This is a genomic window from Thalassolituus hydrocarboniclasticus (assembly GCF_025345565.1).
GTDB lineage: Bacteria > Pseudomonadota > Gammaproteobacteria > Pseudomonadales > Oceanobacteraceae > Venatoribacter > Venatoribacter hydrocarboniclasticus.
In genome coordinates this window covers 1,154,718-1,166,461 of sequence record NZ_CP054475.1, presented here as the reverse complement: position 1 = coordinate 1,166,461, position 11,744 = coordinate 1,154,718, and the positions used below count along the sequence as shown (strand labels likewise).

Here is an 11,744-nt window from a genome sequence, read left to right as displayed (position 1 = left end):
AATTATGTTCATACCCGGTAATGTCTTAAGGGGCCGGAATAGGCTCAATCCGGAAGTAACTGCCCGGTTGAATACTCAGATTATTCATTACAAGACGGCCGCTCTGGCCCTGATAATTCTCGCCTGTACCAACCCGGATCTGATTTATACTGGCGTCGAGACTGCTATCTATTACACCGATATGCAGGCCTTTGGTTGTCTGATCTATGGTTTGTGATACCGATACATTCTGCAGTACAACCTTGGCTGTCAGACTAGGCGCTGAAGGGTCAAAGGGGTTATCAATAGGTGAATCTTTAATGGTCAGATCAAATTCGGTCGTTCCCGACATAGCCAGATCCATGCGCAAACCCTGACTTCCCTGACCCGGCAAAGTATAAAGCCCCAGGTCAATGCTGCCGCCATTCAGGTTAAGGTTTTCAATGCCATAAGCGCCCATACTGACGGATTCTGATGAGCCATCACCACTGCTGAGTGTCAGACCACCAATGATAAAGTCGAGATCATTAACATCGGTGATACGGGCCTCAATACCGGTGGCAAAGCCGTTATCTACAAAGTCGAGGGTGTAGCTGAGTTCACCGTTGGTGCGGAATGCTGAATTACGGAAATTAACCCGCTCACCACCGGTACGGTAAAACGCAGTGCCGATTGCCAGATCACTGGCGATTTTACCCTTAATTCCATCAACACCAGCGGCATCGTTAGCCGCAATGGTTATATAGCCCTGGGTGACATTAATATCGCCATAACCGACATCACCGAAATTTGCGACACCAAACAGACTGTTACCCAGATCATCCAGCAGAGTAATATTATTCAGTTCAAAACTTCCTTCGGTCGTACCGAATTCAATTTTCAGATTATCGCTGTCTCCGGTCAGAAAAACTTCACTGATAAACTGTGTATTTCCCTGAGCAGGTGTAAAGCTGATATCAGAAGAAAACGTGACTGCATCTTCAGTAAAGGAATAAGTCAGCCCACTACCGGCTTCCATAATGGTGCGTAAACCAATTTTTGAACCAGCAGGATCATTGACCAGAATGGTTTCCAGATAACTGTTACCGACAAAATTCCAGTCCATCATTTTCACAGAGGAGAATACCGAACGACCACTGAGTGAGATTTCTCCCAAAGCCAGGCTCAGCGTATTGATATCCGTAGATTTAATTCTGACATCACCAGTATCAGTAACATCAATGGTGGTTTTGATCGTATCACTGACTACGCCGCCAAGCCCATCAGGACGGGTGGCATACAGAGCCAGCGAAGAAACTCCGAGATAATCGCTGCCCTGACCATCACGATCCGTCTCGGTATAGCGAATTTCACCGGTTGATAATACGAGTCCATCAGCAGAGCTGGGGGTTGTTTCAATAGTAATACCCGACTGACCGGATACCGCCGCCATACTCTCTTCCGTCATTGGCTGCATGGCAGAAACAACAGGGGCAAAACATAAAACCGGGAGTAAATAGCGCATAATTAATGCCCCTCAACCTGGAGATAGCTGTTCTGAGTCAGATTCACCTGCATATCCAGAGTCCCGATACTTGCAGGAACAGCACCAACGCCAACTTTATCGCTGCGCTGCAGGGTAATGTTTTCCACCAGCAGGTTACCGCTTACACCATCAGTTGCCGTTGCCGCGTCAAAGTCGAATACCAGTCCACGCTCACCATCTACATTCATACGCATGCCTTTAACATCAAAGTTGGTTGGCATGCTGACCTGAGCAGACATCTCAAATACATTCAGATTCGGATAATTGTCATCCACCTCACCAGCGATATACACCAGTTCAAAGGAAGAGCCAGCGGCGATACGGGAGTCAAATTCAATACCGATTTCTCCGGCCTGCTCAGCATTTTTAATTAACAGATAGCCACCACTGACCATCTGAATATTGCGGAATGCCAGACTGTTAAGAACATCGTCACCGATGCGGGCGTTATAAATATTGATATTGCCGCCATTGATGGTTGGCATGCCAATGCGTAAGCCGTCGGTCTCCAGATCGAAAGTAATATTTTCCAGAGTCAGTCCACCCAGATTCGGATCCCGTGGATCACTGAAATCAATCGTCGATGTAAAGCGCGCGCCCTCATCTTCGTAATAGGTATCCATACGCATAGACTTAGGGATTAATAAATCGAGGGTAAAGCCACTGCCGATACGACCTCCTGCATACATCCGTGTTACCAGAGCATCGCCATCCGCAATCTGAAAATTGCCCTGACCCAGACCACCTAAAGACTGGCCATTGATGGCCAGAGAGCCCACTTCCAGTTCAATTGGCAGATCACGGTTAGTAAACACCACAGCCTTACGGCCATTAATTTCTTTGATTTCAAGATCAATCTGCACCGGACGGTTAACCGGCGTATACATGCGGATCGGCGACATAGAGATAGTACCCACGGTGCCATCTGCACCCAGGCCGTCATCGTCGATATAAGAAATGGAATCAATACGCGCGTCGTATTCCGACGTATAACGCAACCCCTGAGCCTGACCTGTCACTTCCGACAGCGAGCTTTCATCCAGCGCTTCAAGCGCCAGAGCAGGTGTACCGGCCATCATGGTGGCCAGGATGAGACAGCATTTTGATGCCATCTGACTCTCCCTAATTTTTTATTGTTGTTATACGTACGGACTAGCGGTGATACGAACGTGCAAGATATCAGAATCAAAACTGGCGTGCTACTTAGGTGTCAAACGATCGTTCCACAACGAGGGTGAAAAACCTGAAAATGCATTGATTTTCAACGACTTAGAAATCAACTAAACATTATGTAAAGTTCACTGAAATGGACCGGATTACGTCACCCGGCGGGAGCTTGCCCAGCAGCGTCCGAACAGAAAATTAAGACAGGTCAGATACAGCCAGATAATGGCCTGAGAGAAGAACAGTAATGGGATAAAAGAAGGCGGAAAGAAGAGAAGCTCCGGACGGAATAATCCGTCCGGAAAAGATCATCAGCCCTGTGATAACAGCTCGCGCAGGTCGAGAATCGCCGCATTGGCGCGGGAAATGTAAGACGCCATCACCAATGAATGATTGGCAAACAAGCCAAAGCCACTGCCGTTAAGAATCATCGGCGCCCACAGCGGCTCCTGAGTAGCTTCCAGCTCACGGATAATCTGCCGCAGGCTGACCAGTGCATTTTTCTTATCCAGCACGTCACGGAAATCCACTTCAATCGCACGCAGGATATGAGACAGTGCCCAGGCCGTACCGCGCGCTTCATAAAACACATCATCCAGCTGCGTCCAGGGGGTTTTCACTTCCTGATCATAATCCGCCGGCGTTGACTGACTGGCAGCACTGTCACCGGCCAGATCGGTATTCAGACGACGTTTGCCCACAGAGGCACTCAGGCGCTGCGACAGGCTGCCCAGGCGGGTTTCCACATCAAACAGCCACTGGCGCAGGTTATCGGCACGGGCATAAAACTGTGCCGTCGGTTCTTTCGGATCAGCCAGACGGTGCAGGTAGTTATCCAGCGCTTTCAGGCCGCGCTCGTATTCCGCTTCAGAAGAAGGAACTGCCCAGCTGTTATTGTCAAAATGCAGCTGTGGCTCCGCCACCGACAGGTCTTTATCTTCAGTAGACTGGCTCTGCGAACGACTGAAATCTTTACGCAGCGCACGGGTAAAATCCCGCACCTGAATCAGCACGCCGTATTCCCAGTTAGGGATATTGTCAAGCCACAGGCCCGGCGGGAAAACATCATTGCTCAGATAGCCGCCCTGTTTGTTCAGCAGGGTCGCCGTCACTTCCATCAGCGTTGCGGTGGTCGTGAAACCAACCACCGGCTCAACACCCATCGCCTCGGCACGCTGCATAGCGCGTTCACGCACCGGGAACATATCCGGTTCAGAGCTCCACAGAAATCCCAGAACAATGCATACCAGCAGATACACCACCAGCCCCAACAGTACCGCGCTGCGCACTACACCACCATCAGTCCACCAGTCCTGCAGACGCTCACGCATATCCAGAATTTTGTTCTGCAACTGCCCCTTCATATCTTCCTTTCCTTTGTCTGTATCGCAAAAAACAGCAGCAAGCCTACCCGCCGCCGCCCGTTCGGACAAGCTGCACACAGCTGATATACTGCGGCAACTCAATAAGTCTGTACCGCGTTGGCGGTTCACCCTGTCAGCAGAGGCCCGGCTATGTCCGCCAGTCAGAATCCACCAGCCCAGAGCCACAGCGCTCTCAGCCACAGCGAGCTGAGTCACCGCTATCAGCGTATTCTTGAGGCGATGTCTGAAGGCGTCTATGGCCTCAATGCCGCCGGCCACGCGACTTTTGTAAACCCGGCGGCCGAGCGTCTGACCGGCTGGAGCCAGGCCGAAATCGAAGGCCAGAGTATCCACCGCTTTCATCATCACAGCCATGTGGATGGCCGCCATTATCCGCAGGAAGATTGCCCGATTTACCAGACCCTGCAGACCGGCGTCACCGCCTACAGCGATCAGGAAGTTTTCTGGCGCAAAGACGGCAGCTGGTTTCCGGTGGAATATTCCAGCACCGCCATCATCGACAATGGCGTTATTACCGGCGCGGTGGTGGTGTTCAAAGACATCAGTGAACGTCTGCAACATCAGCGCTCGCTGCAGGCTGCCCTCGATCAGGTTGGCCAGCTGCAACGCCAGCTGCAGGCCGAAAACCAGTATCTGCAGCAAGAGCTGCGTGATCAGCAGGGAGAATCGGAACTGCTCGGCCAGAGCGATGGCATGCTGCAGCTGCAGCACAGCATCCGTCAGGTGGCCCCGACCCCCAGCTGCGTGCTGATTCTGGGCGAAAGCGGCAGCGGTAAAGAGCTGGTCGCCCGCAGCCTGCATCAGCAAAGCCCGCGCGCGGCCAAACCCATGGTACGGGTGAACTGCGGTGCCATGGCCGAAAACCTGCTCGAGAGTGAGCTGTTCGGCCACGAACGTGGTGCCTTTACCGGTGCCCACCAGCGCCGCATCGGCCGTTTTGAACAGGCCGACGGCAGCACCCTGTTTCTCGATGAAATCGGTGAGCTGTCCGCTGCCGCCCAGGTCAAGCTCCTGCGCGTGCTGCAGGAGGGTGAAATCCAGCGCCTGGGCAGCCAGCACACCATTAAAGTCGATGTCCGCATCATTGCCGCCACTCACCGCGATCTGGCCGCCATGGTACAGAGTGGTCAGTTCCGCTCCGATCTGTATTTCCGCCTCAATGTTTTCCCCCTGCATGTTCCGCCGCTGCGTGAACGCCAGGCTGATATCCCGCTGCTGGCCACCCACCTGCTGCAGCGGCTGGCCAGCCGTCTTAACCGCAAGGCGCCGGCCCTGCAACCGGCACAACTGCGCCAGCTGATGAATCATCCCTGGCCGGGTAACGTGCGCGAGCTGGCCAACGTGCTTGAGCACGGCCTGATTCTCAGCAGCGATCAGCTGCAGCTGCCGTTATTGCAGGGCATGAGCAGCCTGCAGGACCACAATGGTCAGGAGACAAAACCACTCCCGCTGCAGGAAGCCGAGAAGCAGCATATCCTGCGCGCCCTGAACTATTGTGGCGGTATGATCGGCGGCGACAAGGGCGCCGCCAGGCTGCTTGGCCTGCCGGTTTCCACTCTGCGCTCACGCATGAAAAAGCTGGGCCTGCTGTAACAAGAAACGATATATCGCATAAAACCAAATACCAACGCGATATATCGCCCCTGCCTCTACAGGAAAGAGCAGAACCCCAGTATTTATGCGCCCTGAATAACTGGTACGCCGGTTGCCATAGGAGCCTGTCAAAGATTTTCACAGGTTCTGATGGTTATGATCCCCCGCATTTCCCTGCTCTCCGCTTTGTTCACCGCTGCCCGCCGCCGCCACGACAACCGCATCCCCCTGCATGTGATTGACGAGCCGCCGCACCGGGTACGTCTGGCCAACGGCCTGTTCCGCAACTGGCGCCGGGCTGTTGGCTGGCCTTTGCTGACGTTGTTTTTTCTCACGCCCTGGCTCAGCTGGCAGGGTAAACCCGCCGTGTTTTTTGACCTCAACGCCCAGCAGTTCCATATCGGTGGCTGGCTGTTGTGGTCAGAAGATCTGTTGCTGCTCAGCGGTCTGCTGATCGGCAGTGCCTTTGCCCTGTTTTTTGTTGCCATGTACGCCGGCCGCCTGTGGTGCGGCTTCAGCTGTCCGCAGACGGTGTGGACCTTTATGTTTATCTGGCTGGAAGAAAAAATCGAAGGCTCACGCCAGATGCGCCGCAAGCTCGATCAGGGTAAAGGGACCCGCCAGCAGAAAGTTCGCCGGGCACTGAAGTTTGTTGCCTGGGTACTGCTCAGCCTGGCCACCGCCATCACCATGATTGCCTATTTCTACCCGCTGGCGCAGTGGTGGAGTGATGTAATCCGCGGCGATATCAGCAGCGTTGCTATGTTCTGGCTGATCCTGATCAGCAGCCTCACCTTCCTGAATGCGGGATGGTTACGCGAATCGGTCTGCACCCATATGTGCCCCTACTCCCGCTTTCAGTCAGTGATGTTCGATAACCAGACCCGCACCGTGCGCTACGATACCGACCGGGGCGAGCCCCGCGGTAAACACAACCCGGAGAATAAAGCCGCCGGTGACTGTGTTGATTGCGGCCTCTGTGTGCAGGTTTGCCCGACCAATATTGATATCCGTGACGGTCTGCAGATTGCCTGTATCGACTGCGGTGCCTGCATCGACGCCTGCGATAAAGTGATGCTGCAGATTGGCCGCGCCACCGGCCTTATTACTTACCAGCCGGAGGAGCAGCTGAGTCCGCTGCAGCGCTGGCGTCTGTGGGGTTATGGAGCACTTGCAGTCAGCGCCTTTGCCGTCATTCTGGTCACCACACTGCTGCAACCACCGCTGAGTGCCAGTCTGGAGCGCGACCGCCTGACACTGTACCAGCTGACGCCGGACGACACCCTGATCAACCGCTACACCCTGAAGCTACATAACCGCAGCCAAGACGCTATGCAGCTGACGGTTTATGACCAGCAACAGGTGGTATTGCAAACGACCCTCAGCGCCGGTCAGCGCGCCGCTCACAGTCTGGATATCGAACGCACCACCGATACCCCAAGTCAGGCACTGGAGCTGCGCATTGAAGATCAGCGCAGCGGCTACCTGCAGGAGCTGCCGGCGCGCTTTACCAACCCCAGAGTGCGTACTGCCAGCCTTGCAGCAAACAATTAAGCGCCTGATCAACGCCCACAAAAAAGCCCGTATGGAGTTCCATACGGGCTTTTTCTTCAGGCATTTGTTAAGACAGCTTAACAGCCTCGTTTATTACATGCGGTAGTTCGCCTGGAACGACAGACCCAGTGCATTCACATCGAACTCACCTTTCAGGTTGTCTGCGCCTTTCTGATCATCGTCCAGATCGTAGTTGTACTCGTCGATCTTGGATTTATCGATAAACAGGTACGCCACGGCCGCATCAAAGCTCCAGCTGTCGTTCAGGTTGTAGGTGGTACCTGCAGTCAGCCACTGACGGTCGTTATCCGGTACACGCGCAGTACGGTGCTCGTCTTTAACCGGAGAAGCGTCAAAGGCGTAACCGGTACGCAGGGTCCAGTCCTGATTCAGGCTGTACTCAGCACCCACCGAGTAAGACCAGGTGTCATGCCATTTCTCAACGATATGACCGATGTAGTTTTCACCCAGACCACTCAGGTCATCGATGATGCCGGACTTGGTGGCAATCACGTCGAAGTATTTGAACGAAGACCAGTCAGTCCAGGTCGCACCCGCCAGCAGCTGCAGACGGTCATCAAACTGATGGGCAATGCTGAAAGTCGCAGAGCGCGGGCCGGTCAGAGGTACACGGGAGTCCTGCTTATCAACTTTACCGGTATTACCATCAACCGGGTAAGCACCCGGCGGAATAGGGCCAGTTGCACCATCGGGATCGGCATAACCCAAAACGCCCTCGGACTGCTTAAACTCAGACTTACCTTCCAGATCAAAGTCGATCTCAGAGCGGTAAGCAAAGCCCAGGGTGGTTGCCTGGCTGGCATCCCACATTACGCCGAAGTTCCAGCCATAACCGATATCATCGCCTTTTACTTCAAACTTGTTTTCGTAGCCTTTGTACTGAGGGTCGGTAGCACCAGGGGCGCCGAAAGGCACCAGGTCCAGTTCTTTGCTCAGCAGGCCCTGAGCGTAAACGATATCGATACCCACACCGAACGACAGGGTGTCGCTCAGCTGATAAGAGAAGGTTGGCTGAATATCGATGGCAGACAGCTGGGTCTCATCGGCAAAACCGCCGGCCAGAGAGCCGCTTTTGTAATCGGTTGCGGTACCGAATGGGGCGAAAATACCCAGACCAACCGCGGCTTTATCGTCCAGTTTGTGCACAATGTAGCCAAACGGAATGACTTTATCCGGCATAAAATCGCCACCGTCGTTATACACACCGGCTTCAGCAGTATCGCTGGTCACCATACCAGTCGGGTTGGTGCGCACACCGTCAAAGCTGCCTTCCAGCTGCAGATAGGTAAAACCAAAGCTGGCCTGGGAGCGCTCAAGACGACTCATACCGGCCGGGTTAAAGAACACCACAGAAGCATCGTTAGCAACCGCTGCGCTACCGGCAAAGGCACGGCCGGCGCCACTGGCGCTTTGCTCATTAATTTTAAAACCGGAAGCCTGAACACCGGCGCTGAACAGGGAAGCTGCCGCTACGGCAACCGCCAGAACGGATGGTTTATTGAACATCTGAACACCTTGCTGAAACGCTATGTGAACCGCCCGGTCAGGAGGACCCCACAGGCGGAATAACCGACGGATTTATTACTGTTCGTCGAATGCGGCGGCAGTATGCCAGCACAAAAACGGCCAATTTGTATCAGATGGTAATCATTAGGTAACTTATTGAAACAAATTAGGCTTCAAATGACTTTTTTGAACACCGGTGTTCAGTATTGAAAAGTCACCCACGGAACCTGTTCCTCGTTGCAGGGTCGGCGCAACGCCAGCACAAGCTCTGCACAAAACCAACACGGGGTCGTATGCGCGAACCGACCACAGGTATACTGCCGCTTTTGCCGGAATGATCCGCTATGACTCCCGCAGCCATAAATTCTGCAATCAGCCCTACCAGCGTGCAGCCAGTTGCTATTGCACGTACACCGTTTGCTGAAAAGTTTGCCATTCCACGCCAGCCACAACTGGCGCCTGCTGCACGGGCGGTAATTGAGCTGCTGCCACCTTACAATCAGCCGGAAGCACTGCTTGGTCTGGAACAGGTCAGTCATATCTGGCTGCTGTTCCAGTTTCATCAGGCACCGGCCGACGATCCTGCGGCACCGCGGCTGCGGGTACGGCCACCGCGTCTGGGTGGTAATGAAAAATTAGGTGTATTTGCCACGCGCAGTACCCACCGCCCTAATGGCATTGGCCAGTCGGTGGTCAGGCTGGAAAAAGTGGAAGGTACACGACTCTGGGTATCCGGTGTCGATCTGCTCGACGGCACGCCGATCATCGATATCAAACCCTATGTGCCCTACGCCGACAGCATTGAAGGCGCCCACAATGGCATCGCCAGTGAGGCACCGGCCACCGTCAGCGTCAGCTGGCAGCCAGACGCATTGGCGGCAGCACAGCAACAGGCACAAAGACTGGGGGAAGACGTGGCAGCACTGATTGAACAGTGCCTGGCTCAGGACCCCAAACCGGCCTATCAGCAGCCCGATCCGGAGCGTCGTTATGGTGTGCGGTTCTGGGATATTAATGTGATCTGGCACTACCCGCAAAGCGGCGGGATTTGTGTTCTGGCGGTTGAGACTGGCGGAGCCGTATAAGCTCCGCCACAGCCCGGCATCCGCACTCAGCGTAAAAAATACAGCCGCTGCTTAAAGGATGTCAGGCCACGGGCCTTAAAGCGTGGCTCCTGCTCAATCAGCTCCCTCTCTTCCGTCAATGTCAGCGTATACAACGCATCGTAGTGAGCATGTACTTCGGCGTCACTGAGCGCAAAGGGCGGGCCATCCATCAGATTCTGATCATAATCGAGGGTTACCAGCATCTGCGGTGCACCGTTACTGAGTGCATGCAGATGCTGACTGTATTGCCGGCGCATACTTTCCGGTAACGCCACCAGCGCCGCACGGTCATACACCGCATCAATATCGCCACCCAGTTCACGCTGCAGCAATTCCCGGCTGACGTTAAAGAAATCACCGGCAATCAGCAATACGCCCTCGCCACGATAAAACACCTGCTCGCCTTCACGGTTTTTTTCAATGGCTATATCCAGTTCTGCGGTCAACTGAGCGGCCAGTTCATCCAGCGCAATTTCACTCAGCTCAATACCAACAACGCAGTAGCCAGCTTCGCGCAACCAGAACAGATCCAGGGTTTTCCCACACAGAGGCAACAACACTTTGCTGCCTGCGGCCAGATGCATATCCGGCCAGTATTTCAGCAGCACTTTATTCACCTCATCGAGGTGAAAACCAATCTCTTTTTTTGACCATTTGTCGTGCCAGAATTCGCTGTGCATAAATACCCCATCTGCCAATCTCAACACGCCGGTAATACGGCGCAAAGGTTGTTTATAACCGATCAGACATGCTTATTCCAATCCGACTCTGGTCGCCTCTGCCGGTCTGCTTATTCCGCTGCTTTATCCGACCAGACCGCCAGCTCATTGCCACCGGGCTCAGAAAAATGGAAACGCCGGCCACCGGGAAAGCTGAATACCGCCTTTGTTATTTGCCCGCCAGCCGCTTCCACCCGCGCCAGACAGTTTTCCAGCTGCGCAGAATAAAGCACCAATAATGCACCGGCGGCCGGCGCTTTTTCAGAGTCCAGATAAAAACCACCATCCAGTCCGGCTTCGGCTGCAAAAAAAGCACAGTATTCCGGGCCGTAGTCCTGAAACGCCCAGCCAAAAACCTGCTGAAAAAAGGCTTTACTGGCCGCCAGATCGCGGCTGGAAAATTCGACGTAATTTAATTTTTCCTGCATACATACTCCCTGTATCAGATACTGTCTGACTGTGCGTAAAGTCCATCACCATAGCCTGAATAACGGCCACAAAAAAGCCGGAATAAATCCGGCTTTTGAGACGATCCATTTCGTAACTCAGGCTTTTTTGGTGTAAGCACTGATAATCACAATACGCGTACCGTTTACCCGGCCTTCAATATGCTCCGGGTTATCGGTCAGGCCGATACCACGCACCATGGTGCCGCGCTTGGCAGTAAAGTTAGCGCCTTTTACATCCAGGTCTTTGATCAGGGTGACGTTATCACCGGCCTGCAATACAGCACCGTTGCTGTCGCGGGTTGGTTCACGGTCATCATCGGCTGCTGCGGCACTGGTTTCTGCCCACTTGCGGGTGTCTTCTTCCATATACATCACATCCAGCAGATCCTGCGCCCACGGCTCGGCCGACAGACGCTTCAGCATACGGTAAGCCAGCACCTGTACCGCCGGCACCTGGCTCCACATGCTGTCATTCAGGCAACGCCAGTGGTTAGCATCCGGCTCACCGCCTTCAACCTGGGTTTTGCAGGTCGCGCAGAGAACAACACCGCTATCAACAGTCAGCTGGCTGTGCGGCGGCACCAGAAAAGGGGAAAGATCGTTGGCAGAAGTACACAGCTCACACTGATTAGCCGCGCGCTGCAGCAGACTTTGTTCGATGGACATAAGCATTACCCTTAAATTAAGGCGGGCTATTATGCACAAAAACACCCTTTTTGTCGCCTGTGTCAAAAACTGTAAAG

10 protein-coding genes are annotated in these 11,744 nt (G+C 53.9%); 3 read left to right on the top strand and 7 right to left on the bottom strand.

What is annotated here, in order from left to right; genetic code table 11:
- Positions 1–25 precede the first annotated feature (25 nt).
- The 3 genes from HUF19_RS05195 to HUF19_RS05185 form a co-directional block, all read right to left on the bottom strand.
- Entirely contained in the window at positions 26–1,483 is a 1,458-nt protein-coding gene (locus HUF19_RS05195; protein WP_260998801.1) for a DUF6160 family protein, read from the bottom strand.
- A gap of 2 nt (positions 1,484–1,485) precedes the next feature.
- Positions 1,486–2,616: a DUF6160 family protein gene (locus tag HUF19_RS05190; RefSeq protein WP_260998800.1), complete on the bottom strand. Its 1,131-nt coding sequence runs from the start codon at positions 2,614–2,616 to the stop codon at positions 1,486–1,488.
- A 363-nt stretch (positions 2,617–2,979) separates the two neighbouring features.
- On the bottom strand, positions 2,980–4,032 hold the full coding sequence (locus HUF19_RS05185) for a DUF2333 family protein (RefSeq protein WP_260998799.1): 1,053 nt from the start codon (positions 4,030–4,032) through the stop codon (positions 2,980–2,982).
- 150 nt (positions 4,033–4,182) lie between these two features.
- On the opposite strand from HUF19_RS05185, the gene HUF19_RS18340 reads away from it, so the two are divergent.
- Complete coding sequence (locus HUF19_RS18340; protein WP_270049437.1) at positions 4,183–5,646, top strand: sigma-54 interaction domain-containing protein; 1,464 nt, start codon at positions 4,183–4,185, stop codon at positions 5,644–5,646.
- A 156-nt stretch (positions 5,647–5,802) separates the two neighbouring features.
- Positions 5,803–7,200: a cytochrome c oxidase accessory protein CcoG gene (ccoG, locus tag HUF19_RS05165; RefSeq protein ID WP_260998798.1), complete on the top strand. Its 1,398-nt coding sequence runs from the start codon at positions 5,803–5,805 to the stop codon at positions 7,198–7,200.
- Positions 7,201–7,293: 93 nt separating this feature from the next.
- Here ccoG and HUF19_RS05160 read toward each other — a convergent pair whose 3' ends face one another.
- Positions 7,294–8,727, bottom strand: a complete 1,434-nt coding sequence (locus tag HUF19_RS05160) for an OmpP1/FadL family transporter (RefSeq protein WP_260998797.1) — start codon at positions 8,725–8,727, stop codon at positions 7,294–7,296.
- Between the two features lie 344 nt (positions 8,728–9,071).
- Between HUF19_RS05160 and tsaA the strand changes: the two genes are divergently transcribed.
- The gene (tsaA, locus tag HUF19_RS05155) at positions 9,072–9,812 is read left to right on the top strand and encodes a tRNA (N6-threonylcarbamoyladenosine(37)-N6)-methyltransferase TrmO (protein WP_260998796.1); all 741 of its coding nucleotides are present in this window, start codon (positions 9,072–9,074) and stop codon (positions 9,810–9,812) included.
- A 26-nt stretch (positions 9,813–9,838) separates the two neighbouring features.
- Here tsaA and tmpT read toward each other — a convergent pair whose 3' ends face one another.
- The 3 genes from tmpT to HUF19_RS05140 all read right to left on the bottom strand — a co-directional run bounded on the left by tmpT (position 9,839) and on the right by HUF19_RS05140 (position 11,667).
- Positions 9,839–10,513 (bottom strand): thiopurine S-methyltransferase, encoded by a 675-nt coding sequence (gene tmpT, locus HUF19_RS05150; RefSeq protein WP_260998795.1) that lies wholly within the window; start codon positions 10,511–10,513, stop codon positions 9,839–9,841.
- Positions 10,514–10,623: 110 nt separating this feature from the next.
- On the bottom strand, positions 10,624–10,980 hold the full coding sequence (locus tag HUF19_RS05145) for a VOC family protein (protein WP_260998794.1): 357 nt from the start codon (positions 10,978–10,980) through the stop codon (positions 10,624–10,626).
- 117 nt (positions 10,981–11,097) lie between these two features.
- Positions 11,098–11,667 carry a PhnA domain-containing protein gene (locus tag HUF19_RS05140; protein WP_260998793.1) on the bottom strand — a complete coding sequence of 190 codons (570 nt, stop codon included), beginning with the start codon at positions 11,665–11,667 and terminating at the stop codon, positions 11,098–11,100.
- Positions 11,668–11,744 lie beyond the last annotated feature (77 nt).

Bases quoted from the DNA above. Each gene is read 5' to 3' on its own strand.
- HUF19_RS05195 (WP_260998801.1), bottom strand. From the start codon at position 1,483: ATGCGCTATTTACTCCCGGTTTTATGTTTTGCCCCTGTTGTTTCTGCC.
- tsaA (WP_260998796.1), top strand. From the start codon at position 9,072: ATGACTCCCGCAGCCATAAATTCTGCAATCAGCCCTACCAGCGTGCAG.
- ccoG (WP_260998798.1), top strand. From the start codon at position 5,803: ATGATCCCCCGCATTTCCCTGCTCTCCGCTTTGTTCACCGCTGCCCGC.
- HUF19_RS05185 (WP_260998799.1), bottom strand. From the start codon at position 4,032: ATGAAGGGGCAGTTGCAGAACAAAATTCTGGATATGCGTGAGCGTCTG.
- HUF19_RS05140 (WP_260998793.1), bottom strand. From the start codon at position 11,667: ATGTCCATCGAACAAAGTCTGCTGCAGCGCGCGGCTAATCAGTGTGAG.
- HUF19_RS05160 (WP_260998797.1), bottom strand. From the start codon at position 8,727: ATGTTCAATAAACCATCCGTTCTGGCGGTTGCCGTAGCGGCAGCTTCC.
- tmpT (WP_260998795.1), bottom strand. From the start codon at position 10,513: ATGCACAGCGAATTCTGGCACGACAAATGGTCAAAAAAAGAGATTGGT.
- HUF19_RS18340 (WP_270049437.1), top strand. From the start codon at position 4,183: ATGTCCGCCAGTCAGAATCCACCAGCCCAGAGCCACAGCGCTCTCAGC.
- HUF19_RS05190 (WP_260998800.1), bottom strand. From the start codon at position 2,616: ATGGCATCAAAATGCTGTCTCATCCTGGCCACCATGATGGCCGGTACA.
- HUF19_RS05145 (WP_260998794.1), bottom strand. From the start codon at position 10,980: ATGCAGGAAAAATTAAATTACGTCGAATTTTCCAGCCGCGATCTGGCG.